This window comes from Streptomyces dangxiongensis (assembly GCF_003675325.1).
GTDB classification, from domain to species: Bacteria; Actinomycetota; Actinomycetes; order Streptomycetales; family Streptomycetaceae; genus Streptomyces; species Streptomyces dangxiongensis.
In genome coordinates this window covers 2,364,305-2,389,003 of sequence record NZ_CP033073.1, presented here as the reverse complement: position 1 = coordinate 2,389,003, position 24,699 = coordinate 2,364,305, and the positions used below count along the sequence as shown (strand labels likewise).

Sequence of the window (24,699 nt, the reverse complement as noted above, 5' to 3'; positions counted from 1 at the left end):
GTGGTGGTCGGGCGGCTAGTGGACCCGGGCCTCCAGGACCCGGTCGTCACCCTTCTTCGGGGTCCCGCGGCCGTCCGTGTTGCTCGTCACCAGCCAGATCCGGTCGCCACCCGCCGGCACCACCGTGCGCAGGCGGCCGTAGACGCCCGTGAGGAACGCCTGCGGGGCGGCCGACGCCGCTGTGCCGCGCAGCGGGATACGCCACAGCCGCTTGCCCTTCAGGCCCGCCATCCAGATCATCCCGTCGACGGCGGCGATGCCGCTGGGGGAGGCGTCGTCGGTGTGCCACTGGGCGACCGGGTCGAGGTACCCGGCCCTGGCGGACCTGCCCTCGGTGACCGGCCAGCCGTAGTCGCCGCCGGGTCTGATCGCGTTCAGCTCGTCCCAGGTGTCCTGGCCGAACTCGGAGGCGAACAGCCGCTGTCGGCGGTCCCAGGCCAGGCCCTGGACGTTGCGGTGGCCGTAGGAGTACACCACGGAGCCGGGGAACGGATTGCCGGGCGCCGGTTCGCCGTCCGGGGTCATGCGCAGGATCTTCCCGCCCAGGGACTTCCTGTCCTGGGCCAGGCCCCGCTGCCCGCTCTCGCCGGTGCCCGCGTACAGCATGCCGTCCGGGCCGAAGGCGATCCGGCCGCCGTTGTGGATGAGGCCCTTGGGGATGCCCTTGAACACCGTGTCCGGAGCGCCGAGTTGTTCACCGGCCGGTTTCCGCTCGTCGTAGCGCATGCGGACGACACGATTGTCCGAGGCGGAGGTGAAGTAGGCGTAGACCATGCGGTCGGAGGCGTAGTCGGGGGAGAGGGCGATGCCCAGCAGGCCGCCCTCGCCGGCCGGGGCGACCCCGGAGACCGTGCCCAGTTCCGTCTTGCGGCCCGTCCTGTCGTCGATCCGGACGATCGTGCCCTCGTCACGGGAGGAGACGAGCAGACCGCCGCCGGGCAGCGGCGCCAGCCCCCACGGCGTCTTCAGGCCCTCGGCCACCGTGCGCAGCACCGTCACCGAGCCCTTGGCGGGGGGTGCGGTGAAGCCGGCCCCCGGCGAGGAGGCACCGGGCGCCGTGCCTGTCGCCGTACGCCCGAAGCCCGGTGGCGGCCCGTCTCCGCCTCCGGAGCAGCCGGCTGCCGGCAGGAGACAGGCCGCGGCCAGCACGGCCGTCACAGCTCGACGTTGCACGATCATGGTCCCTTCGACGCGGCGGTCCGGCGGCACGCTCTCCCTCTCCTGCCCCGCCCGCGCCCACCCGGGTTCCCGCTCCCCGGTGGCCCATGGCGGGAACCTCTAGTCCCACGATTTCTGCGCCGCCGGCAGCCGGGACACCTCCGCCATGTCCTCCCCGGTCAGCCGCAGCCCGGCCGCCGCCGCGTTCTGCGCCGCCCAGCGCTCCCGCTTGGTGCCCGGCAGGGCGATCACATGGCGGCCCTGTGCCAGCACCCACGCCAGCGCCACCTGGGCCGGCGTGACGTCCTCGCCGTGCCGGCGGGCGATCCGGCGCAGGCCGGCGACGATCGGCTGGTTGGCCGCCATCATCTCGGCCGTGAACCGGGGGTGACGGGCGCGTACGTCGTCCGGTTCGAAGCCCTGCCCCGGCGTCAGCGTGCCGGTCAGGAAGCCGTTGCCGAGCGGCATCGCCGCCAGGAGGCCCACGCCGCGTGCCTCGCACCACGGCAGCAGCGCCTGAAGCGCCTGCGGCGACCACACCGACAGCTCCGCCTGCACCGCGCTCACCGGGAACACCTGCTGCACCCGCCGGAGCTGGCGCAGCGTGCTGTCGTACGTCCCGGCGCCGTGGCGGCGCCCGCCGCGCGCCCCCACCGCGCACAGGCCCAGCGCCCGCACCTTCCCGGCGCGCACCAGGTCCGCCATCGCACCCCAGGTCTCCTCGACAGGCACCTCGGGGTCGGCGCGGTGAAGCTGGTACAGGTCGATCACGTCGGTCTGCAACCGCCGCAGCGAGGCGTCGCAGGCCCGCTTCACATAGCCGGGGCGGCCGTTGGCCACGATGTGCTGATCGCCCACCAGCAGGCCCGCCTTCGTGGACACGAACGCGTCCCCGCGCCGCTCCCTGAGCGCCCGGCCCAGCAGCAGCTCGTTGGTGAACGGGCCGTACATGTCCGCGGTGTCCAGGAGGTCGCAGCCCAGGTCCAGCGCCCGGTGCACGGTTCTGAGCGACTCGTCACCCCGCTGCCGGGATCCGCTGTACGCCCAGCTCATCGGCATGCACCCGAGTCCGACGGCCCCCACCGCGAGCGCCCCCGCGCCGATCGTCCTGCGCTCCACCTGCTCGTGACCCTCCCTCTGCCCGCCACCAACCTAACCTCTGCACGCGCGCGTGCCTGACATAGCCTCCTGGCATGACTTCCGACGTGTGGCTCCCCCTCCCGCCCGACGAGATCGAGGGGCTTCCCGAGGGGCCCCGGTACCTGTTCTGGGACGGGGGCGAGGACGGCGGGCAGCCGTACCCCGGCGACCCCGCCCGGTGCGCGGTGTACGTGGTGCCGTACATGAAGCCGTGGTCCGTCAGGGTGCGCCCGCTGGCGGAGCTGACCGGCGTCCGGGTCATCCAGACGCTCACCGCCGGCGTCGACGACATCACCGCCCGGCTGCCGGACATCGCGCCGGGCGTCCGACTGTGCAACGCGCGCGGTGTGCACGAGACGAGCACGGCCGAACTGGCCCTCACCCTGACCCTCGCCGCGCTGCGCGGCATCCCCGGCTTCGTCCGCGCCCAGGAGCGGGAGCGCTGGGAGAGCGCCTTCCACCCCTCCCTCGCCGACAAGAACGTCCTCATCGTCGGCTACGGATCCATCGGTGCCGCCGTCGAGGACCGGCTCACGCCGTTCGAGGTTGCGCGGGTGGCGCGCGTCGCGCGCTCCCCCCGCACCACGGTGCGCGGTCCCGTGCACCCGATCACCGATCTGGTCTCGCTGCTCCCGGACGCTGATGTGGTGATCCTCTGCACCCCGCTCACGGAGGCCACCCGCGGGCTCGTCGACGCCGGTTTCCTCGCGCGGATGAAGGACGGCGCGCTGCTGGTGAACGTGGCGCGCGGACCCGTCGTGGACACCGGGGCGCTGCTCGCCGAGCTGGGGACGGGCCGCATCACCGCCGCCCTGGACGTGACCGACCCCGAGCCGCTGCCGCCGGGCCATCCGCTGTGGCAGGCGCCGGGAGTGCTGATCAGCCCGCACGTGGGCGGCCCGTCCTCGGCCTTCCTGCCGCGTGCCCGACGGTTGCTCGCCGACCAGTTGACCCGGTTCGTGAACCACCGGCCGCTGCGGAACGTGATCCTTACGACGGGAGACGGCAGCACGGGATCAAACGGGCGGTAACCCGCTTCCGGCACCCTCCGCAACCTTTCGGACGCGGCCCGTACCGGCATATCCGCTGGTCGTTACGGAGCGTAGAGGAACTATGTCCCTGAGTGACGATCCTGGTGTATCGTCCCGACAGGGGCAGCGCCGCTGACCGTTCGGCGCCGGGGATGGACATTGCAGATCTGTGAGGGGGGCGACGGGCGATGCACGGCCTATGGACGAACGATCCGACGCGGCGGGGCCGTCGACGGCGACCCTGGCGCACGGCCACGCGCAGGCGCGGCCACCACATCCACCACACGCATCAGCAGCGCAGGCCGGGCGGCCGTCGCAGGCATGCCCGTCCGGCGCACCGGGACCGTCGGGACACGGGAGCGGCGCGCAGCGGGAGGCCCCGGTGAGCGCCCCGCCCTCGGTGACGAGCACCCTCGACGAAGCCGTGCGCGCACCGCACCCGTACCAGGAGCCGCCCCGGCGGCCGGCCTCCGGTGAGAGTGCCCGCCTGGTGGAGCAGCTCGTGCTGGCCCTGGTCTGTGCGGCCTACGCCGTCGGCGCCGCGTCCGGCTGGGGCACCAAGGCGGTCGCGGACGTCATGGGCGACTTCGGGCTCAGCGCGGCGGCCGGCACCGCCGCGGTCTCCTGCTTCCTCTACGCCCGCAATCCGCGCGTGCGCTTCCGGTCCGCCTGGCTCCTGTTCGCCCTCTCCGCGACGATGACGTCGCTGGGCAACGCCGTCTGGGGGTGGTACGAGGTCGTCCTGGACGTGGACGTGCCCAGCCCCAGCTACGCCGACCTGTTCTTCCTCTGCTTCGCGCCACCCGCCATCGTGGGTCTGCTGGTCCTCGCCAAGCGGCCGGCCAGCCGGGCGGGCTGGATCTGCCTGGCCCTGGACGCCTGGCTGATCGGCGGCTCCCTGCTCACCCTCTCGTGGAGCCTCGCGCTCGCCCGGACGGCCAGATTCGAAGGGTCGAGCGTGGCCCACGCCGCGCTGTCGCTGGCGTACCCGCTGCTGGACATCGCGCTCGTCAGCATGGTCCTCGCGCTGCACTTCCGCCGCGCCCCGGGCAACCGTACGGCGGTGAACACCGCGATCGGCGCGCTCGCGCTGACCGTCATGTGCGACGCGCTGTTCACCTCGCCGCTGCTGCACAGCAGCTACCGCTCCGGACAGCTCCTGGACGCCGGCTGGTTCGCCGGCTCCCTGCTGCTCGCCTACGCGCCCTGGGCCACACCCCGGCGGCCGGGCGCGCCGGAGACACGTGCGCCGGAGGGACGCACGCGCGTGGTCCACGAGCACGTGCCCGGACAGCGCGGCGCGGCCCAGCACCCGGTGTCCCCGCCCGCACCGGGCGCCGAGCACTGCCGGTATCCGGCCGGAGGGCCGCTCACCGGCTCCCTCGCCGCGCTCACCCCGTACCTCGCCGCCGCCGTCTGCACCCTGGGCATCCTGTACAACGTCCTGAACGGCCGCAGGCCCGACCACGTCGTGCTGATCACCGCGGGGTGCGTGGTGCTGGCACTCGTCATCCGGCAGGGCATCATGCTGCTGGACAACATCACCCTCACCCAGGAACTCGCGCAGAAGGAGAACCACTTCCGCTCCCTGGTGCAGGGCTCCAGCGACGTCATCATGATCGCCGCGCCCAACGGCATCCTCCGCTACGTCTCCCCGGCCGCCGCCGGGGTGTACGGCCGGCCCGCCGAGGACCTGGTCGGCAGCGAGCTGGCGAGCCTGATCCACCCGGAGGACCTGGGCTGCGTGGTGCACGAGGTGCGCCGCTTCCTCGCCGCCAGCCCGGTCGAGGAACCGACCACGCGCATCGAGTGCCGGTTCCGGTCGGGCGCCGGCGGCTGGCTCAACGTCGAGTCCACCGTCAACCGGCACCACGGCGGACTGATCTTCAACAGCCGGGACGTGACCGAGCGGGTGCGCCTCCAGGCGCAGTTGCAGCACAACGCCGAGCACGACCCGCTGACCGACCTGCCCAACCGCGCGCTGTTCACCAAGCGGGTCCAGCAGGCCCTGTCCGGCCGTCGCGCCACCGACCGGGGCGCCGCCCTGCGCGGTACGGCGGTGCTCTTCATCGACCTGGACGGCTTCAAGGCCGTCAACGACACGATCGGGCACCAGGCCGGGGACGAACTGCTCGTGCAGGCCGCCCGCCGGCTCCAGGACGCGGTCCGGCAGGGGGACACCGCGTCCCGGCTCGGCGGTGACGAGTTCGCGGCCCTGATCGTCGGGGACGGCACCCGGGACCGGGTGGCCCGGGAGCAAAACATCCTGGAGCTGGCCGACCGCCTCCGGGTGACCCTCTCCCAGCCCTACGCCATCGGCGGCAACGATGTCCGGGTCAACGCCTCCATCGGCGTCGCCTTCGCCGAGGCGGGCCTCGGCGCGGGCGAGTTGCTGCGCAACGCCGACCTGGCGATGTACCGCGCGAAATCGGCCGGGAAGGGCCGGGTGGAGCTGTACAGACCGCAGATGCAGCAGGACGTCGTCCGCAAGGCGGAGCTGGCCACCCGGCTGCGCGCCGCGCTGCACGACGGCGAGTTCGCGCTGCTGCACCAGCCGGTGGTGTGCCTCCAGAACGGCAGGATCACGGCGGTCTCCGCACAGGCGCGCTGGCGCTCCTCGCAGGGCGTGCTGTTCACCCCGGCCGAGTTCCTGCGGGTGGCGGAGGACGGCGACAAGGTGGCCGAGCTGGACCGCTGGGTCCTGCACGAGGCCGTGGCGCGGGCCGCCGAGCGGGCCGGTACCGGGGCCGTCGTCCCGGTGGCCGTCCGGATGAGCGCCCGGCGGCTGCTGGACCGCTCCACGCCGCTCGGCTCCGTCGAGGCGCTGCTCACCCGGCACGGGCTGCCGCCCGGGGCGCTGATCCTGGAGCTGTCCGACACCGACCCCCGGGTCTCCCTGGACGAGCTGGAGCGGCGGCTGACCGCGCTCAGCCGGCTGGGGGTGCGGATCGCGCTGGACGGGCTCGGCAGCGGCTACGCGGCCATCACGGCGCTGCGCAGGCTGCCCGTGGACATCCTCAAACTCGACCGCGGCCTGGTCGAGGGCGTGGTCGAGTCCGCGCGGCTGCACAAGATCACCAGTGGTCTGCTGCGGATCGCCGAGGACCTCGGGCTCCAGTCGGTCGCCGAGGGCGTGGACCTGCCGGAGCAGGTGGTCGCGTTGCGCGCGATGGGCTGTACGCACGGCCAGGGCATGGCGTTCGCCGGTCCGCTGGACGAACTGCGGCTGCGCCGGGCGCTCGGTTCCGGTCACTATCCGGTGCCGCACGCCCCGGCCGAACCGGCGTTCGCGGGCAGCGTGCGAGAGCCGACCGCCGCGCCCCGGGGATGATCGGAACGCGGGGTACGGGGGTGTGTCCAGAGGGCGCGGGCGCTGTCCGCGGAGGCGATCGCACCCTCGGCTCACATTCTGAGACTCCCGTCCCACCTACTTGACACGTGGTGCGTGCCGGAGAGAGGGTCAGTGCCATGCGCACCCGAATTCTCGTACTTGGACAGCGCGTCGGCTGAGCTGGGACCCACCGGAGGGCGATCCGGAATCCCCAGCGACCACCCCGGCGCGCTCCCCTCGCTTGCCTTGCGGCACGAGGGGTTTTTTGTTGCACGAGCACCGTTCGTGCAGCGCCCGAACTCCGTCCGAACCTCGCAAAAACCCTCAGCATCGAGAAGAGAATGCCGATGACCGAGCAGGCCACCGGGGCCCACCATCCGCAGCCGCGGCCCCGTTCCGGAGGACACTCCGCTTCCGTCGAGCACGTCACGGGTGCGCAGTCCCTCATCCGCTCCCTCGAGGAGGTCGGCGCGGACACGGTGTTCGGCATTCCCGGCGGCGCGATCCTCCCCGCGTACGACCCGCTGATGGACTCCACCCGGGTGCGCCACGTCCTGGTCCGGCACGAGCAGGGCGCCGGCCACGCGGCCACCGGCTACGCGCAGGCCACCGGCAGGGTCGGCGTCTGCATGGCGACCTCGGGGCCGGGTGCCACCAACCTGGTGACGCCCATCGCGGACGCGCACATGGACTCGGTGCCGCTCGTGGCGATCACCGGCCAGGTCGCCTCCAAGGCGATCGGCACCGACGCCTTCCAGGAGGCGGACATCGTCGGCATCACGATGCCGATCACCAAGCACAACTTCCTCGTCACCAAGGCCGAGGACATCCCGCGGGTCATCGCGCAGGCGTTCCACATCGCCTCCACCGGCCGCCCGGGCCCGGTCCTGGTCGACATCGCCAAGGACGCCCTCCAGGCGAAGACGGTCTTCAACTGGCCGCCCACCATGGACCTGCCCGGCTACCGTCCGGTGACCAAGCCGCACGCCAAGCAGATCCGCGAGGCGGCCAAGCTGATCACCGCCGCCAGGCGGCCCGTCCTGTACGTCGGCGGCGGTGTCCTCAAGGCCGGGGCCACGGCCGAGCTGAAGGTCCTCGCCGAGCTGACCGGAGCGCCGGTCACCACCACCCTGATGGCGCTGGGCGCCTTCCCCGACAGCCACCCGCTGCACGTGGGCATGCCCGGCATGCACGGCAGCGTCGCCGCGGTCACCGCGCTCCAGAAGGCCGACCTGATCGTGGCCCTCGGCGCCCGCTTCGACGACCGCGTCACCGGCAAGCTGGACAGCTTCGCGCCGTACGCGAAGATCGTCCACGCCGACATCGACCCGGCGGAGATCGGCAAGAACCGCGCCGCCGACGTGCCGATCGTCGGGGACGCCCGTGAGGTCATCGCCGACCTGGTCCAGGCGGTGCAGAAGGAGCACAGCGAGGGCCACCAGGGCGACTACACCGCCTGGTGGAGCGACCTGAACCGCTGGCGCGAGACCTACCCGCTCGGCTACGACCTGCCCGAGGACGGCTCGCTCTCCCCGCAGCAGGTGATCCAGCGCATCGGGCAACTGGCGCCGGAGGGCACCGTCTTCGCCGCGGGCGTCGGCCAGCACCAGATGTGGGCCGCCCACTTCGTCCAGTACGAACGGCCCGCCACCTGGCTGAACTCCGGCGGCGCCGGCACGATGGGCTACGCCGTCCCGGCCGCCATGGGCGCCAAGGCCGGCGTGCCGGAGCAGACGGTCTGGGCGATCGACGGCGACGGCTGCTTCCAGATGACCAACCAGGAACTGGCCACCTGCGCCCTGAACAACATTCCGATCAAGGTCGCCGTCATCAACAACGGCGCCCTGGGGATGGTCCGCCAGTGGCAGACCCTCTTCTACAACCAGCGCTACTCCAACACCGTGCTGCACAGCGGACCCGACGACATCAACCCGCAGGCCCGGGGCACGCGCGTCCCGGACTTCGTGAAGCTGTCCGAGGCGATGGGCTGCGTGGGCCTGCGCTGCGAGCGCCCCGAGGACCTGGACCGGGTCATCGCGGAGGCGAACGCCATCAACGACCGTCCGGTCGTCGTCGACTTCATCGTCCACGAGGACGCGATGGTCTGGCCGATGGTCGCCGCCGGCACCTCCAACGACGAGATCATGGCCGCCCGGGACGTCCGCCCCGACTTCGGCGACAACGAAGACGACTGACGACGACTGGCAAGGAAGAGCACACACCATGTCCAAGCACACGCTCTCCGTCCTGGTGGAGAACACGCCGGGCATCCTCGCCCGCATCGCCGCCCTGTTCTCCCGCCGCGGCTTCAACATCGACTCGCTCGCGGTCGGTGTCACCGAGCACCCCGACATCTCCCGCATCACCATCGTGGTGGGTGTCGAGGAGCTGCCGCTGGAGCAGGTCACCAAGCAGCTCAACAAGCTCGTCAACGTGCTGAAGATCGTCGAGCTGGAGCCCGGGCAGGCCGTCCAGCGCGAACTCGTTCTGGTGAAGGTCCGCGCCGACAACGAGACCCGCTCCCAGATCGTGGAGATCGTCCAGCTCTTCCGCGCCAAGACCGTGGACGTCTCCCCGGAGGCCGTCACCATCGAGGCCACCGGCTCCGGCGAGAAGCTGTCCGCCATGCTCAAGATGCTGGAGCCGTACGGCATCAAGGAGCTGGTCCAGTCCGGCACGATCGCGATCGGCCGCGGCGCCCGTTCGATCACGGACCGCTCGCTGCGCGCGCTCGACCGGACCGCGTAGGGCCGAGGACGGGCGGCCGGCGTGTCCCGCCGCCGCCCGTATGCCGAGACCCCGAAACTTCCCTTCCGCCCGCCGTCATACGGTGGGACGCATCACCTGCACACAAGGAGAGAACCCAAAGTGGCCGAGCTGTTCTACGACGCTGACGCCGACCTGTCCATCATCCAGGGCCGCAAGGTCGCGGTCATCGGTTACGGCAGCCAGGGCCACGCCCACGCGCTGTCGCTCCGTGACTCCGGTGTCGACGTGCGTGTCGGCCTGCACGAGGGCTCGAAGTCCAAGGCCAAGGCCGAGGAGCAGGGCCTGCGCGTGGTGACCCCGGCCGAGGCCGCCGCCGAGGCCGACGTCATCATGATCCTGGTCCCGGACCCCCTCCAGGCGCAGGTCTACGACGAGTCCATCGCCCCGAACCTGAAGGACGGCGACGCGCTGTTCTTCGGCCACGGCCTGAACATCCGCTACGGCTTCATCAAGCCCCCGGCGGGCGTGGACGTCTGCATGGTCGCCCCGAAGGGCCCGGGCCACCTGGTCCGCCGCCAGTACGAGGAGGGCCGCGGCGTGCCGTGCATCGCCGCCGTCGAGCAGGACGCCTCCGGCGACGCCTTCGCCCTCGCCCTGTCGTACGCCAAGGGCATCGGCGGCACCCGCGCCGGCGTCATCAAGACGACGTTCACCGAGGAGACCGAGACCGACCTGTTCGGTGAGCAGGCCGTGCTGTGCGGTGGCACGGCCGCGCTGGTCAAGGCGGGCTTCGAGACCCTGACCGAGGCCGGCTACCAGCCGGAGATCGCCTACTTCGAGTGCCTGCACGAGCTGAAGCTGATCGTGGACCTCATGTACGAGGGCGGCCTGGAGAAGATGCGCTGGTCCATCTCCGAGACCGCCGAGTGGGGCGACTACGTCACCGGTCCGCGCATCATCACCGACGCCACCAAGGCCGAGATGAAGAAGGTCCTCGCCGAGATCCAGGACGGCACCTTCGCCCGTGCCTGGATGGACGAGTACCACGGCGGCCTGAAGAAGTACAACGAGTACAAGCAGCAGGACTCCGAGCACCTGCTGGAGACCACTGGCAAGAAGCTGCGCAAGCTGATGAGCTGGGTGAACGAGGAGGCGTAAGCCTCGGGACAGGGGCCGGGGCGGACTGCTCCGGCCCCTGTTGTCCACCCCGGCCAGCCACGGAAGGGTGATCCTTCCGCGGAGGCGCAATGCGATCTCCGCCACGCCACTACACTTCTGGACAACACGCGTCAGGCCCACAGCGTCGTGCGTCTTCCGCGGCTAGCCCCCCTCCTCCGCCTGCGGCCGTCGGGACGGCCGTCCGCATCGCACCTGTGAGGACTCACGTGAGCTCGTACCCCAGTCAAAAAGCTACGGTACTGATCGCTGAAGAGCTGTCGCCTGCCACCGTCGACGCACTCGGTCCGGATTTCGAGATCCGGCACTGCAACGGAGCGGACCGCTCCGAGCTGCTTCCGGCCATCGCCGACGTGGACGCGATCCTCATCCGTTCGGCCACCAAGGTCGACGCCGAGGCCATCGCCGCCGCGAAGAAACTGAAGGTCGTCGCGCGTGCCGGCGTCGGCCTGGACAACGTCGACGTCTCCGCCGCCACCAAGGCCGGCGTGATGGTCGTCAACGCCCCCACCTCCAACATCGTGACCGCCGCCGAGCTGGCCTGCGGTCTCATCCTCGCCACCGCCCGCAACATCCCGCAGGCCAACACCGCCCTGAAGAACGGCGAGTGGAAGCGCAGCAAGTACACGGGTGTCGAGCTGGCCGAGAAGACGCTGGGCGTCGTGGGCCTGGGCCGCATCGGCGCCCTCGTCGCGCAGCGCATGTCCGCCTTCGGCATGAAGGTCGTCGCCTACGACCCCTACGTACAGCCCGCGCGGGCCGCGCAGATGGGCGTCAAGGTGCTGTCGCTGGACGAGCTGCTGGAGGTCTCCGACTTCATCACCGTCCACCTGCCCAAGACCCCCGAGACCCTCGGCCTGATCGGCGACGAGGCGCTGCGCAAGGTCAAGCCGAGCGTGCGCGTCGTCAACGCCGCGCGCGGCGGCATCGTCGACGAGGCCGCGCTGTACGCGGCGCTGAAGGAGGGCCGGGTCGCCGGCGCCGGCCTCGACGTGTACGCCAAGGAGCCCTGCACCGACTCCCCGCTGTTCGAGCTGGACCAGGTCGTGTGCACCCCGCACCTAGGCGCCTCCACCGACGAGGCCCAGGAGAAGGCCGGCATCGCGGTCGCCAGGTCGGTGCGGCTCGCGCTCGCCGGTGAGCTGGTGCCGGACGCGGTGAACGTCCAGGGCGGTGTCATCGCCGAGGACGTCAAGCCGGGCCTGCCGCTCGCCGAGCGTCTCGGCCGTATCTTCACCGCGCTGGCCGGTGAGGTCGCCGTCCGTCTCGACGTCGAGGTCTACGGCGAGATCACCCAGCACGACGTGAAGGTGCTGGAGCTGTCCGCGCTCAAGGGTGTCTTCGAGGACGTCGTCGACGAGACGGTGTCGTACGTCAACGCGCCGCTGTTCGCGCAGGAGCGCGGTGTCGAGGTGCGCCTGACCACCAGCTCCGAGTCGGCCGACCACCGCAACGTGGTCACCGTGCGCGGCACGCTGGGCACCGGCGAGGAGGTGTCGGTCTCCGGCACGCTGGCCGGCCCGAAGCACGTGCAGAAGATCGTCGCGGTCGGCGAGTACGACGTCGACCTCGCGCTCGCCGACCACATGGTCGTCCTGCGCTACGAGGACCGCCCGGGTGTCGTCGGCACCGTCGGCCGGGTCCTCGGGGAGGCCGGCATCAACATCGCCGGCATGCAGGTCGCGCGTGCGGCGGTGGGCGGTGAGGCGCTGGCGGTGCTCACCGTGGACGACACGGTGGCCCCCGGCGTGCTGGCCGAGCTGGCCGCGGAGATCGGGGCGGCCTCGGCCCGGTCCGTGAACCTGGTCTGAGCACACGCCGAACGCCGGGCGGGCCGACTTCGGTCGGCCCGCCCGGCGTTGTGCGTATCCGCTACCGGTCGCCGCCCCCGGTGGTCCGCAGGGTCAGTGCGGCGCCGACCGCCGCCAGTGCCAGCAGCACCGCCCCGGCGACCGCCACGCCCTGCATCCCGCTGGTGAACGCCTCCCGGGCCGCGGCGAGCAGGGACGCGCCGGGCCGGCCGGGCAGCCGGGCGGCCGCGGTGAGCGCCCCGCCCAGGGTCTCGCGGGCCTCGGCCGGGGCGGTCTCCGGCATCGCGTGGCGGTAGACGGCCGTACCGATGGAGCCGAGGACCGCCATGCCGAGCGCCCCGCCGAACTCGGTGCCGGTCTCCAGCAGGGCGGAGGCCGTTCCGGCCTGTTCCGCGGGGACGCCGCTCATGGCGAGGTCGGTGAGCTGGGACAGCACCATGACCACACCGCAGGCGAGGACGCCGGCCGCGGCCAGCACCAGCCACAGGGAGTCGGTGCCGGCGAGGCCGAGCAGGGCGTACCCGGCCGCGCTGACCGCGAAGCCGCCGGCGACGACGTACCCGCGGTGGACGCCGCGCTGGACGAGCGCGGTGGTGAGGGGTCCGGCGGCGCCGATGAGCACCGAGGGGAGCAGGCTCCACAGCGCCGCCGCCAGCGGGCTCTTGCCGAGGACCGACTGGAGGTACTGCGTGGTGAAGATGGCCGAGCCCATCATCCCGAACGCGGACACGAGGGTCAGGACCAGCGACGGGGTGAATCCGCGGCCCCGGAAGAGGGCCGGCGGGACCAGCGGGGAGGTGCCGGTGCGCTGGCGGTGGACGAACAGCGCCCCGAAGAGCAGGCCGACGGTGATCGAGACGACGTACTGCGGGTGCCAGCCCTCGGACGGGATCTCCTTGAGGCCGTAGATCACCGGGAGCACGGCGGCCATCGACAGCGGCACGCTCGCCAGGTCGAAGCGGCCGGCCCCGGGGTTGCGCGACTCGGGCAGCAGGACCGGGCCGAGGACCAGCAGCAGCGCCATCGCGGGCAGGTTGACCAGGAAGACCGAGCCCCAGCGGAAGTGCTCGACCAGGACGCCGCTCATCACCGAGCCGAGGGCGATCCCGCCGGTCATCACACCGGACCACAGGCCGATGGCCTTCGCCCGTTGGGCGGGGTCGGTGAACATCGTGCGCAGCAGGGCCATCGTGGACGGCATGAGCGTCGCGCCGCCGACGCCGAGGACCGCGCGGGCCGCGATCAGGGTCTCGGCGCTGTTCGCGAAGGCCGCGAGCAAGGAGGCTCCGCCGAAGGCCGCGGCCCCCGCCAGGAGCAGTTTGCGGCTGCCGACGCGGTCGCCGAGCGAGCCCATCGTCATCAGCAGTCCGGCGAGGACGAAGCCGTAGATGTCGAAGATCCATAGCTGTTGGGTGCCGCTGGGGTGCAGGTCGGCGCTGATCGCGGGGGCCGCGAAGTAGAGGACCGAGACGTCCATCGAGACCAGCAGCAGCGGCAGCATCAGCACACCGAGCGCGGTCCATTCGCGGCGTCCGGCGCGGACGGGGGCGCGTTCGGCGCCGACGGAGGCGGTGGTGCTCGTCGAGTTCGTCATGCCGAGCAATGTACGGCTGTATTAAACGTCTGTCTAGAACATTTGTATAAGTCGTTCGTCTGGGACGGTTGTATGGATCGCGGGTAGGGTGAGGGCATGGGACACCGTGAGGATCTGCTCAAGGGCGCCAAGCGCTGCCTGCTGGAGAAGGGCTTCGCGCGGACGACGGCGCGCGACATCGTCAAGGAGTCGGGGACGAACCTGGCCTCGATCGGCTACCACTACGGGTCGAAGGACGCGCTGCTCACCCAGGCGTACGTCTCCCTGATCGAGAGCGTGGGCGAGAGCTTCGGCCCGGGGCTCGGCGAGGAGGTCACGCAGCCCCCGGGATCACTGGAGCGTTTCCAGGAGATGTGGGCGAGCGTCATCCGCACCGTGCCCGAGGCACGGGCGATCTGGCTGCTCAGCTTCGAGCTGATGTTCCAGGACGAGCGTGTCGCCCAGGTGCGCAAGCTGCTGGCCGAGGCGCAGGAGGAAGGCCGGACCGGGCTCGTGGCCCTCTTCAACGGCGTCCCGGAGACGGAGGTCGACCAGGAGACCACGGACAGCGAGGGCCGCCTCTACCAGACCCTCCTCAACGGCCTCATGGTCCAGTGGCTCTTCGACCCCGCCTCGGCGACCACCGCCGAGCAGCTCACCGAGGGCCTGCGGCGCGTCATGCGGCAGGCCGCGCGGCACTGACCGGCGGCTACAGCCGCGCCCGCTTCAACGTCATGTGCAGCAGCAGCCGGTCCTCCCCGTCGTCCAGGTCGAGCCCCGTGAGCTGCTCCACCCGGGACAGGCGGTAGTACAGCGTCTGACGGTGGATGCCCAGCTCGGCGGCGGTGCGGCCGGCCTGTCCGGCGCAGTCGAGGTAGACCTCCGCGGTGCGGGCCAGCTCTCGGTGGACGGGGGAGAGCAGCGGGCCGGCCACGGGGTCGTGCGCGGCCTCGGGGGGCAGCGCGGTCAGCAGCCGGTACGGCCCGATGCGTCCCCACTCCGCGACCGGTGCGAATCGCGGCTCGGCCAGCGCGGCGCGCGCGGCGGCCCGCGCCTCCTGCCAGACCGTGCCCAGCTCGGCGAGACCGGTGCGGGGTTCGCCGATCCCGGCGGCGAACCCGGCCCCGGCGGCGAACCCGCCCACCCGGCCGGCCCCGGCGGCTGCGACGGCCCCTGCGGCCCCGGTGGTCCCCGCGGGCCCGGCGGGCCGCGCGGCCACCGCGGCGGCCGTGCGCGCCCCCGCTCCCCGGGCCTTCGCTCCCCCCGCCCCCTCGGCCTCCCGCAGCAGTCGTGCCGCCGCCGTCAGCGCCGGTGTCGGCACATCCGTCGTCCGCAGCCGCACCAGCACCGCCAGGCTCAGCCCGGTCGGCCCCCAGGGCAGCGTGCACAGGGCGGTGGCGTGCGGGACCGTGCGCGGGGCCGGGGCGTCGTCCGGGTCGGCCGAGGGCCAGGGCGCCACACAGACCAGCGTGTGCGGGCCGTCCGCACGGGGGCCCAGCGCGGTGCGCAGGTCGGCCACCGCCATGTCCCGCTGCCAGCCGCGCTCCGCCGTGAGCACCGCCCGCAGCTCCCGGCTGAGCCCCGCCCCGGCCTCCGCCTCGTCGGCGAGCAGCGCCCCGATCCGGTCCGCCACCCGCAGGGCGGCGGCGAGCTGGGCGTCCGTCGGCCCCGGGTCGCCGTCCAACAGCCAGACGTAGCCGAGGACGACACCCCGATGGCGTACGGGGAGACAGATCCGGCCGCGGTACACGCCGGCCTCCGGGGTCGGCGGGATGCGCACCGGCCCGGTCGCGCGCGTGATGCCGAACCCCTCGAACCAGGCCCGGACCGCCGCTGTGGAACGCCGGGTCAGGATGGAACGGGTGCGGACCGGGTCCAGCGCGGACGGGTCCAGTTCGTCGTCGCTGTCGTACGCGCCGAACGCGATCAGTTCGAAGTCGCGGTTCTCCAGGGTCGCCGGGACGCCCAGCAGCTCGGAGATCTCGTCCACCAGCTCCTGGTAGTCACCCATGCTTCTGAAGGATGCAGCATCGGCCGTCACCCGGGCATTCTCTCCCATTCCCCGGCCGCCCTCATACACCTGTCTGAGAACCCGTGCACGGATGCGTGACAGCTGTCGATGGCCCACGATCGGAGAGATCCTTAGGTTTCACGGTGGTTCTCCGTGCCGTACCCGAATCGTCGGGTAGGGCCGTTTCGGTGCTTGTCTGTGGAGGTGCCCCGTGCTGGGTCCCGTGATTCTCGCCGCGTCGCGCAGCGACCGGATGCGTCGTCTGATCTCGGCGGCTCCGGTGACCAAGCAGGTCGTCGACCGCTTCATCCCCGGCGAGACCGTGGCCGACATCGTCCCGATCATCGAGGACCTCACGGCCAGGGGCCTGGAGCTGACGATGGACGTCGTCGGCGAGGACATCACCACCCCGGAGCAGGCCGGGGCCGCCCGGGACGCCTACCTGGCGCTCATCGACCACCTCGAGCGGCTGGAGCTGGGCGAGAAGGTCGAGATGTCGGTCAAGCTGTCCATGTTCGGCCAAGCGCTGGAGGGCGGCCACGAGCTGGCCCTCGCCAACGTCCGCCCGGTCGTCGAGGCCGCCGCCGCCATCGGGACGACGGTGACGCTCGACGCCGAGGACCACACCACCCTCGACTCGATGTTCGCCATCCACGAGGAGCTGCGGAAGGACTTCCCGCAGACCGGCTGCGTCATCCAGGCCTACCTCTTCCGCACCGAGGCCGACGCCCGCCGCCTCGCGGAGTCCGGCAGCCGCGTCCGCCTGGTGAAGGGCGCCTACAAGGAGCCCGCCGAGGTCGCCTACCAGCAGAAGCACGAGATCGACAAGGCCTACGTGCGCATCCTCAGGACGCTCATGGAGGGCGAGGGCTACCCGATGATCGGGTCCCACGACCCGCGTCTGATCTCCATCGCCCAGGAGCTGGCCCACAAGGCCGGCCGCAAGCTCGACGAGTACGAGTTCCAGATGCTCTACGGCATCCGCGGCGAGGAGCACCTGCGGCTGGCCGCCGAGGGCCACCGCATGCGCGTCTACACCGCCTACGGCACCGACTGGTACGGCTACTTCATGCGCCGTCTCGCCGAGAAGCCCGCCAACCTGCGCTTCTTCCTGCGCTCGATGGTCAGCAAGGGCTGAGCCCGAACACCCGCTCACGTACAAGGAGTTACGGATCTCATGGACGCTGTGACCCAGGTCCCCACCCCCGTCAACGAGCCGGTGCACGGCTACGCCCCCGGCTCGCCCGAGCGCGCCCGTCTGGAGGTCAAGCTCAAGGAGCTGGCTCAGAACCCGATCGACCTGCCGATGACCATCGGCGGCGAGAAGCGGATGGGCGGCGGCGAGACCATCCAGGTCGTCCAGCCGCACAACCACAAGGCCGTCATCGGCACCCTGCGCAACGCCACCCGGCAGGACGCGCAGGACGCCATCGACGCGGCCCTGGCCGCCGCCCCGGCCTGGCGTGCGATGGCCTTCGACGACCGTGCCGCGATCATCCTGCGCGCCGCCGAGCTGCTGGCCGGCCCCTGGCGCGAGACGATCGCCGCCTCCACCATGCTGGGCCAGTCCAAGACCGCCCAGCAGGCGGAGATCGACAGCCCCTGCGAGCTGGTCGACTTCTGGCGCTTCAACGTGCACTACGCCCGTCAGATCCTCGCGGAGCAGCCCCCGGCGAACTCCCCGGGCGTCTGGAACCGCCTGGACCACCGCCCGCTGGAGGGCTTCGTCTACGCGATCACGCCGTTCAACTTCTCGGCGATCGCGGCGAACCTGCCCACCGCACCGGCCCTGATGGGCAACGTGGTGCTCTGGAAGCCGTCCCCGACGCAGACCCACGCGGCCGTCCTCCTCATGCAGTTGCTGGAGGAGGCGGGCCTGCCCAAGGGCGTCATCAACCTCGTCACCGGCGACGGCATCGAGGTCTCCGCGGTCGCCCTCGAGCACCGCGACCTCGCCGGCATCCACTTCACCGGTTCGACCAAGACGTTCCAGTACCTGTGGAAGACGGTCGGCAGCAACATCGAGAAGTACCGCTCCTACCCGCGTCTGGTCGGCGAGACCGGCGGCAAGGACTTCCTGGTCGCCCACCCGAGCGCCGACCGCGCGATCCTGAAGACCGCCCTGACCCGCGGCGCCTTCGAGTACCAGGGCCAGAAGTGCAGCGCCACCTCCCGCGCCTACATCCCGGCCTCCATCTGGAACTCGGGCTTCAAGGAGGAGTTCGCCGCCGAGGTCGACTACCTGACCATGGGTGACGTCACCGACCTGTCCAACTTCATGGGCGCGGTGATCGACGAGCGGTCCTTCGCCAAGAACAAGGCGGCCATCGACCGCGCCAAGCAGGACCCGACCTGCACCATCGTGGCCGGCGGCAGCTACGACGACTCGGTCGGCTACTTCGTCCGCCCGACCGTCATCGAGTGCACCGACCCGGAGAACGAGGTCTTCACCACCGAGTACTTCGGCCCGATCCTCGCCGTGCACGTCTACGAGGACGACGCGTACGAGGAGATGCTGACCCAGATGGAGTCGGTGTCGGACTACGCCCTCACCGGTTCGGTGATCGCCAATGACCGCGCCGCCGCGGCCCACACGATGGAGCGGCTCCGCTTCGCCGCGGGCAACTTCTACATCAACGACAAGTCGACCGGCGCCGTCGTCGGCCAGCAGCCCTTCGGCGGCGGCCGTGCCTCCGGCACCAACGACAAGGCCGGCGCCCCGCAGAACCTGCTGCGCTGGACCCTGACCCGGGCCATCAAGGAGACCCTGGTCCCGCCGACCGACTACGCCTACCCGCACATGGGCTGACCGGCCCCGCGAGCACGGCCCGGGAGGCCCGACCTGTGTCGGGCCTCCCGGGCCGTTCCACGTTCCCCCGGGGCCGCGCGGGCCGCGCTCCCTCGGCCGGAGTACTCCCCGAACACGCGAACGCCCTGCTCAGGGCGGTGTGATCCGGTGCGCCGTCTCAGATAGTAGGAAGTCCGAGTAATGGTGCAGACAGACGCGGACGGCTCCCTTAGCGTGGAGGGAGCCGAACGTCTCGCTCCATCCAGCGAATGGCGGTCGTGAGCCGGGCCCCGTGCAGGCAACCCCTGCGGCCATCGTTTCCCGCCCCTCTCCGGGGGTCCCTCTCCCACGCCCCACGAGGCGGCGGGGGAGTCGAACCCCCTCACCGCCGCACTGCGCGTCTGCCGAAGGAGTCGATTGCCATGGCCGAGACGACCGTCCGCCGCGTCCGCCACGTGCCCCGCACGAGCGAGTCCGACCGCAAGAACGCCGCCGCCGCTCTCCAGCGCGCCCTGGACCGCCGGGACAACGGCGGCGCGACCGGCCACTGAGCCGGACCACCACCAGCCGGGAGCCGCCACCCGAGCGAGGTGCGGCGCGGCCCTCACCCGCCGCGCCGCACCCCGAAGCGGCCGCTCCGCCGCGCGCCGCCCGCCGTCCGCCGCCGTGCGCCGTGCGCTGTCCGCCGTGCGCCGTCCGCTCTGTGTCGCCTGCCGTCTGCCGACGCCGCACCCCGAGCCGCGGTGCCGCGCCGACCCGCACCCTGCCCCTCCACCCACCGGTCACCCGTCGGGCCACCCGTCCGGCTGTCCGTATGTCGGACGGGGTGTGTCATCCCCTGGGACGGGGAGTAGGGTTCCGGCATGTCTCGCAGCCTCAATCTCGCAGTGATCCCCGGTGACGGCATCGGCCAGGAGGTCGTGGCCGAGGGTCTCAAGGTCCTCTCCGCCGTCCTGCCGCAGGACGTGAAGCTGGAGACCGAGGAGTACGATTTCGGTGCCCAGCGCTACCACGCCACCGGCGAGACCCTCACCGACGCCGACCTGGACGCGCTGAAGCGGCACGACGCCATCCTGCTCGGCGCCATCGGAGATCCGTCGGTGCCGTCCGGCGTCCTGGAGCGCGGCTTCCTGCTCAAGCTCCGCTTCGCCTTCGACCACCACGTCAACCTGCGCCCGTCGAAGCTGCTCCCCGGTGTCGCCACCCCGCTCGCCGGCCAGCCGGAGATCGACTTCGTCGTCGTCCGCGAGGGCACCGAGGGCCCGTACACCGGCAACGGCGGCACCATCCGCAAGGGCACCGCGCACGAGGTCGCCACCGAGGTGTCCGTCAACACCGCCTACGGCGTCGAGCGCGTCGTCCGAGACGCCTTCGCCCGCGCCCAGGCCCGCCCGCGCAAGAAGCTCACGCTGGTCCACAAGAACAACGTGCTGACCTTCGCCGGACACCTGTGGACGAACATCTTCAACCAGGTGGCCGAGGAGTTCCCCGAGGTCACCACCGACTACATCCACGTCGACGCGGCCACGATCTACCTGGTCACCGACCCGGGCCGGTTCGACGTCATCGTCACGGACAACCTCTTCGGCGACATCATCACCGACCTCGCCGCGGCCGTCTCCGGCGGCATCGGCGTGGCCGCCTCCGGCAACATCAACCCCGGCGGCGAGTTCCCGTCCATGTTCGAGCCCGTCCACGGCTCGGCCCCGGACATCGCCGGCCAGGGCAAGGCCGACCCCACCGCCACCGTCCTGTCCGTCGCCCTGCTGCTGCGCCACCTCGGCTACGACGCCGAGGCCGACCGCATCGACGCGGCGGTCACCGCCGACCTCACCGAGCGGGGCTCCCTGCCCGCCCGCCGCACCTCCGAGATCGGCGACGCGCTCGCCGTACGCGTAGCCGGCTGACCCGCCGCGCTCCACCCAAGCCGCCGGGTCGCTACCGCACCCGGCGGCTTTTCCTGTGCCTCGCCGGGTGCCACCATCAATCCCTGGACCGCTTCACCCCGATTCCGTCCGCCGCCGCCCCCGCGCGATAATCGAACGCGGAGCCGCGATATGAGGGAATGCTCGGACGTCCTAGCACTGACGACCCGCAGTACAGGCGTGAGCGCGGCCCGTCACTACAACCGGTGAAGGACAACCACATGACGACGCCCACGATCGAGCTCAAGCCCTCCGCCAGCCCGCTCGCCGCCGCAGAGCGCGAGGCGATCCTGGCCAACCCCGGTTTCGGCCGCCACTTCACCGACCACATGGTGACGATCAAGTGGACCGAGGGCCGCGGCTGGCACGACGGTCAGCTCGTTCCGTACGCGCCGATCCCCCTCGACCCGGCCACCAACGTCCTGCACTACGCGCAGGAGATCTTCGAGGGCCTGAAGGCCTACCGCCAGCCCGACGGCTCGGTCGCCCTCTTCCGGCCGGACCAGAACGCCAAGCGCTTCCAGCGCTCCGCCAAGCGCCTCGCCATGCCCGAGCTGCCGGTCGAGTCGTTCATCGAGGCCTGCGACGCCCTCGTCCAGCAGGACAGGGACTGGGTGCCCGCCCACGGCGGCGAGGAATCCCTCTACCTGCGCCCGTTCATGATCGGCACCGAGGTCGGCCTGGGCGTCAAGCCGGCCAACGAGTACCTGTTCATCGTCATCGCCTCCCCGGCCGGCGCCTACTTCCCGGGCGGCGTCAAGCCGGTGTCCATCTGGGTCAGCGAGGACCGTGTCCGTGCCGTCCCCGGCGGCATGGGCGACGCCAAGACCGGCGGCAACTACGCCGCCTCCCTTCTCGCCCAGGCCGAGGCCGCGGCCAAGGGCTGCGACCAGGTCTGCTACCTCGACGCGGTCGAGCACCAGTGGGTCGAGGAGCTGGGCGGCATGAACCTGTACTTCGTGTACGGCGACAAGATCGTCACGCCCACCCTGACCGGCTCCATCCTGGAGGGCGTCACCCGCGACTCCCTGCTGGCCGTCGCCCGCGACCTCGGCTACGAGTCCGAGGAGGGCCGGGTCTCCGTGGAGCAGTGGCAGCGTGACTCCGAGAACGGCAGCCTCACCGAGGTCTTCGCCTGCGGCACCGCCGCCGTGATCACTCCGGTCGGCACGGTCAAGCGGGCCGGCGCGGAGTGGCGGCAGGGCGGGGGGGAGCCCGGCGAGGTCACGCTGCGGCTGCGTCAGGCCCTGCTCGACCTTCAGCGGGGCATGACGGAGGACAAGCACGGCTGGATGCACCGGATCGGCTGACCGCCCAGGAAGCGCCCCTTCGGGTGCTGCACGCTCAGGGCCGCCTCGGACGCGCAGACGTCCGCGGCGGCCCTCGGTCGTTTCAACGGACGGCGCGGTGCGGCCGCGGGCCGGGAGCGGGCCGACCGCCGAGCCGACCAGCCGCCCGCGCACTCCGGACCAGGCGGCGCAGGGTCCGCGTGGCTGAGCTGTGTGCGAGTGCAGTTTTGAGCAGCGTTTCATGTGACGTGCGCAGGTGCTCGCGGCAAAACCTTCTGTTTCTCGGGTCCTGTGTTTAGAGTGACGTTCTAACCAGGGAAGGCAAGGAGGTGCCGCGCCGTGAGACTCACCCCGACCGAACGTGACCGGCTGCTGCTCTTCGGAGCCGCCGAGCTGGCCCGGGGCCGCCGGGCGCGCGGCCTCAGGCTCAACGTGCCGGAGGCCACCGCGCTGATCGCGGACACCGTCTGCGAGGCCGCCCGGGACGGCCGGCGGCTCGCCGAGGCCGTCGAGGCGGCCCGCTCGGTGCTCGGCCCCGACGATGTGCTTCCGGGCGTCGCCGACGTCGTCACCGAGGTGATGGTCGAGGCCGTCTTCGACGACGGCTCCCGGCTCGCGGTCGTCCCCGACCCCATCGGCGGCGGCCTCGGCGAGCACGCCCCCGGCGCGCTGCTGCCCGGCCCCGAGCACGCCGACCCCGAGCCGGCCGTCCGGCTCCGCGTCACCAACACCGCCACCGTGCCGGTCTCCGTCACCTCCCACTTCCACTTCTTCGAGGCCAACCCGCGCCTCGACTTCGACCGCCGCCGGGCCTACGGCATGCGGCTCGCCGTACCCGCCGGGTCCTCGGTCCGCTTCGGGCCGGGGGAGAGCGAGGAGGTCGGGCTCCTCCCGATCGGCGGCGAGCGCGTCGCGATCGGCTTCGCCGGCCTGGTCGACGGGCCGCTGGACGCTCCCGGAGCCCGGCAGGAGGCCCTGCGCAGGGCCGCCGCCTGCGGATATCTCGGAGCCGGAACGGAAGGAGGCGAGCGATGAGCCGCTCGAAGGGACGCGAGGTCAGCCGGTCGGTCCACATCGACCCGCACGCCTACGCGGCCACCCACGGCCCCCGCGCCGGCGACCGCGTGCGCCTCGGCGACTCCGGGCTCACCGTCCGCGTGGAGTCCGACTCCCAGCGGTACGGCGACGAGTTCCTCGCCGGGTTCGGCAAGACCGCCCGCGACGGACTGCACCTGAAGGCCGCCGCCGTCCGCGCCACCTGTGACGTCGTGATCAGCAACGTCGTCGTGATCGACGCGGTGCAGGGGATCCGGAAGGTGTCGATCGGGATCCGCGAGGGGCGGATCTGCGCGATCGGGCGGGCCGGCAACCCGGACACCCTCGACGGGGTGGACGTCGTCGTCGGCACCGGCACCTCGATCGTCTCCGGTGAGGGACTGATCGCCACCGCCGGGGCCGTCGACACCCACGTCCATCTGCTGTCGCCGCGCATCATGGAGGCCTCCCTCGCCTCCGGCGTGACCACGATCATCGGGCAGGAGTTCGGCCCGGTGTGGGGCGTGGGCGTCAACTCCCCCTGGGCGCTGCGCCACGCGTTCGGCGCCTTCGACGCCTGGCCGGTCAACATCGGCTTCCTCGGCCGGGGTTCGTCCTCGTCGGACGCGCCGCTGGTCGAGGCGCTCGCCGAGGGCGGTGCCTGCGGCTTCAAGGTGCACGAGGACATGGGCGCCCACACCCGGGCGCTGGACACCGCGCTGCGCGTCGCCGAGGAGCACGACGTCCAGGTGGCCCTGCACAGTGACGGGCTGAACGAGTGCCTGTCGGTGGAGGACACCCTGCGCGTCCTGGAGGGCCGCACGATCCACGCCTTCCACATCGAGGGCTGCGGCGGCGGACACGTACCCAACGTGCTGAAGATGGCCGGCGTCCCGAACGTCATCGGCTCCTCCACCAACCCCACCCTGCCCTTCGGCCGGGACGCGGTCGCCGAGCACTACGGCATGATCGTCTCCGTCCACGACCTCAAGCCCGACCTGCCCGGCGACGCGGCCATGGCCCGCGACCGGATCCGCGCCGGCACGATGGGCGCCGAGGACGTGCTGCACGACCTGGGCGCGATCGGCATCACCTCCTCCGACGCGCAGGGCATGGGCCGGGCCGGGGAGACGGTCCGCCGGACGTTCGCCATGGCCGGCAAGATGAAGGCCGAGCTGGGCCCGCTGGACGGCGACGGCGACGGCGACGACAACGCCCGCGTCCTGCGCTACATCGCCAAACTGACCATCAACCCGGCCATCGCGCACGGACTGTCCCACGAGGTCGGCTCGATCGAGGTCGGCAAGCTCGCCGACCTCGTGCTCTGGCGCCCGGAGTACTTCGGCGCCAAGCCGCAGCTCGTCCTCAAGTCCGGCTTCCCGGCGTACGGCGTGACCGGCGACCCCAACGCGGCCACCGACACCTGCGAACCCCTGCTACTGGGACCGCAGTTCGGCGCGTACGGCGCCACGCCCGCGGACATCTCGGTCGCGTTCGTCGCCCGGGCCGCCGCCGACCTGGGCGACGACCTCATGCCCACCCGCCGCAGAAGGGTCGCCGTGCACGGCACCCGCGGGATCGGCCCCGCCGACCTGCGCCTCAACGCCCGCATCGGAGCGGTCGACGTCGACCGGGACACCGGCCTGGTCACCCTCGACGGTGACCCGCTGCGCTCCGGCCCCGCCGACTCCGTCTCCCTCAACCGCCTCTACTTCCTCTAGG

At 71.9% G+C, this 24,699-nt stretch carries 17 protein-coding genes and 1 pseudogene; 14 read left to right on the top strand and 4 right to left on the bottom strand.

The annotated features are described in order from the left end of the window. Positions 1 to 15: 15 nt before the first annotated feature. Both D9753_RS10505 and D9753_RS10500 read right to left on the bottom strand, forming a co-directional pair. Entirely contained in the window at positions 16 to 1,179 is a 1,164-nt protein-coding gene (locus D9753_RS10505) for a PQQ-dependent sugar dehydrogenase (protein ID WP_121791004.1), read from the bottom strand. A 99-nt stretch (positions 1,180 to 1,278) separates the two neighbouring features. After that, positions 1,279 to 2,277, bottom strand: coding sequence for an aldo/keto reductase (locus tag D9753_RS10500; RefSeq protein WP_121786760.1), 999 nt, complete (start codon positions 2,275 to 2,277; stop codon positions 1,279 to 1,281). Between the two features lie 74 nt (positions 2,278 to 2,351). On the opposite strand from D9753_RS10500, the gene D9753_RS10495 reads away from it, so the two are divergent. The 6 genes and pseudogenes from D9753_RS10495 to serA all read left to right on the top strand — a co-directional run bounded on the left by D9753_RS10495 (position 2,352) and on the right by serA (position 12,356). Continuing rightward, positions 2,352 to 3,329, top strand: coding sequence for a 2-hydroxyacid dehydrogenase (locus tag D9753_RS10495; protein ID WP_205614111.1), 978 nt, complete (start codon positions 2,352 to 2,354; stop codon positions 3,327 to 3,329). A gap of 382 nt (positions 3,330 to 3,711) precedes the next feature. Further along, a pseudogene (locus D9753_RS10490) lies at positions 3,712 to 6,764 on the top strand (putative bifunctional diguanylate cyclase/phosphodiesterase). Positions 6,765 to 7,007: 243 nt separating this feature from the next. Next, the gene (locus D9753_RS10480) at positions 7,008 to 8,855 is read left to right on the top strand and encodes an acetolactate synthase large subunit (protein WP_205614110.1); all 1,848 of its coding nucleotides are present in this window, start codon (positions 7,008 to 7,010) and stop codon (positions 8,853 to 8,855) included. Between the two features lie 28 nt (positions 8,856 to 8,883). After that, positions 8,884 to 9,408 carry an acetolactate synthase small subunit gene (gene ilvN, locus D9753_RS10475; protein WP_121786755.1) on the top strand — a complete coding sequence of 175 codons (525 nt, stop codon included), beginning with the start codon at positions 8,884 to 8,886 and terminating at the stop codon, positions 9,406 to 9,408. A 120-nt stretch (positions 9,409 to 9,528) separates the two neighbouring features. Then, positions 9,529 to 10,527, top strand: a complete 999-nt coding sequence (gene ilvC, locus D9753_RS10470) for a ketol-acid reductoisomerase (protein WP_121786754.1) — start codon at positions 9,529 to 9,531, stop codon at positions 10,525 to 10,527. A gap of 227 nt (positions 10,528 to 10,754) precedes the next feature. Further along, positions 10,755 to 12,356, top strand: a complete 1,602-nt coding sequence (gene serA / locus D9753_RS10465; protein WP_121786753.1) for a phosphoglycerate dehydrogenase — start codon at positions 10,755 to 10,757, stop codon at positions 12,354 to 12,356. Between the two features lie 61 nt (positions 12,357 to 12,417). Here serA and D9753_RS10460 read toward each other — a convergent pair whose 3' ends face one another. Beyond that, positions 12,418 to 13,950, bottom strand: coding sequence for an MFS transporter (locus D9753_RS10460; protein WP_121786752.1), 1,533 nt, complete (start codon positions 13,948 to 13,950; stop codon positions 12,418 to 12,420). 96 nt (positions 13,951 to 14,046) lie between these two features. Here D9753_RS10460 and D9753_RS10455 point away from each other — a divergent pair, with 96 nt between their 5' ends. Next, complete coding sequence (locus tag D9753_RS10455; protein WP_121786751.1) at positions 14,047 to 14,631, top strand: TetR/AcrR family transcriptional regulator; 585 nt, start codon at positions 14,047 to 14,049, stop codon at positions 14,629 to 14,631. Positions 14,632 to 14,638: 7 nt separating this feature from the next. Here the strand turns inward: D9753_RS10455 and D9753_RS10450 are convergent, their stop codons facing one another. After that, positions 14,639 to 15,988, bottom strand: a complete 1,350-nt coding sequence (locus D9753_RS10450; protein ID WP_121786750.1) for a PucR family transcriptional regulator — start codon at positions 15,986 to 15,988, stop codon at positions 14,639 to 14,641. Positions 15,989 to 16,151: 163 nt separating this feature from the next. Between D9753_RS10450 and D9753_RS10445 the strand changes: the two genes are divergently transcribed. The 7 genes from D9753_RS10445 to D9753_RS10410 all read left to right on the top strand — a co-directional run bounded on the left by D9753_RS10445 (position 16,152) and on the right by D9753_RS10410 (position 24,698). Then, entirely contained in the window at positions 16,152 to 17,078 is a 927-nt protein-coding gene (locus D9753_RS10445; RefSeq protein WP_121786749.1) for a proline dehydrogenase family protein, read from the top strand. A gap of 39 nt (positions 17,079 to 17,117) precedes the next feature. Further along, positions 17,118 to 18,749: an L-glutamate gamma-semialdehyde dehydrogenase gene (pruA, locus tag D9753_RS10440; protein ID WP_121786748.1), complete on the top strand. Its 1,632-nt coding sequence runs from the start codon at positions 17,118 to 17,120 to the stop codon at positions 18,747 to 18,749. A gap of 401 nt (positions 18,750 to 19,150) precedes the next feature. After that, positions 19,151 to 19,279 carry a hypothetical protein gene (locus D9753_RS38665; RefSeq protein WP_121786747.1) on the top strand — a complete coding sequence of 43 codons (129 nt, stop codon included), beginning with the start codon at positions 19,151 to 19,153 and terminating at the stop codon, positions 19,277 to 19,279. Between the two features lie 312 nt (positions 19,280 to 19,591). Further along, positions 19,592 to 20,635 carry a 3-isopropylmalate dehydrogenase gene (locus D9753_RS10425; protein ID WP_121786745.1) on the top strand — a complete coding sequence of 348 codons (1,044 nt, stop codon included), beginning with the start codon at positions 19,592 to 19,594 and terminating at the stop codon, positions 20,633 to 20,635. Positions 20,636 to 20,874: 239 nt separating this feature from the next. Further along, positions 20,875 to 21,963 (top strand): branched-chain amino acid aminotransferase, encoded by a 1,089-nt coding sequence (locus D9753_RS10420; protein WP_121786744.1) that lies wholly within the window; start codon positions 20,875 to 20,877, stop codon positions 21,961 to 21,963. A gap of 318 nt (positions 21,964 to 22,281) precedes the next feature. Further along, entirely contained in the window at positions 22,282 to 22,977 is a 696-nt protein-coding gene (gene ureA, locus D9753_RS10415; RefSeq protein ID WP_121786743.1) for an urease subunit gamma, read from the top strand. Next, positions 22,974 to 24,698 (top strand): urease subunit alpha, encoded by a 1,725-nt coding sequence (locus D9753_RS10410; protein WP_121786742.1) that lies wholly within the window; start codon positions 22,974 to 22,976, stop codon positions 24,696 to 24,698. Before ureA ends, D9753_RS10410 begins: the two co-directional genes overlap by 4 nt. Position 24,699: the final 1 nt, after the last annotated feature.

Bases quoted from the DNA above. Each gene is read 5' to 3' on its own strand.
- D9753_RS10505 (WP_121791004.1), bottom strand. From the start codon at position 1,179: ATGATCGTGCAACGTCGAGCTGTGACGGCCGTGCTGGCCGCGGCCTGT.
- D9753_RS10495 (WP_205614111.1), top strand. From the start codon at position 2,352: ATGACTTCCGACGTGTGGCTCCCCCTCCCGCCCGACGAGATCGAGGGG.
- D9753_RS10480 (WP_205614110.1), top strand. From the start codon at position 7,008: ATGACCGAGCAGGCCACCGGGGCCCACCATCCGCAGCCGCGGCCCCGT.
- ilvN (WP_121786755.1), top strand. From the start codon at position 8,884: ATGTCCAAGCACACGCTCTCCGTCCTGGTGGAGAACACGCCGGGCATC.
- D9753_RS10460 (WP_121786752.1), bottom strand. From the start codon at position 13,950: ATGACGAACTCGACGAGCACCACCGCCTCCGTCGGCGCCGAACGCGCC.
- D9753_RS10455 (WP_121786751.1), top strand. From the start codon at position 14,047: ATGGGACACCGTGAGGATCTGCTCAAGGGCGCCAAGCGCTGCCTGCTG.
- D9753_RS10450 (WP_121786750.1), bottom strand. From the start codon at position 15,988: ATGGGAGAGAATGCCCGGGTGACGGCCGATGCTGCATCCTTCAGAAGC.
- pruA (WP_121786748.1), top strand. From the start codon at position 17,118: ATGGACGCTGTGACCCAGGTCCCCACCCCCGTCAACGAGCCGGTGCAC.
- D9753_RS38665 (WP_121786747.1), top strand. From the start codon at position 19,151: ATGGCCGAGACGACCGTCCGCCGCGTCCGCCACGTGCCCCGCACGAGC.
- D9753_RS10425 (WP_121786745.1), top strand. From the start codon at position 19,592: ATGTCTCGCAGCCTCAATCTCGCAGTGATCCCCGGTGACGGCATCGGC.
- D9753_RS10420 (WP_121786744.1), top strand. From the start codon at position 20,875: ATGACGACGCCCACGATCGAGCTCAAGCCCTCCGCCAGCCCGCTCGCC.
- D9753_RS10410 (WP_121786742.1), top strand. From the start codon at position 22,974: ATGAGCCGCTCGAAGGGACGCGAGGTCAGCCGGTCGGTCCACATCGAC.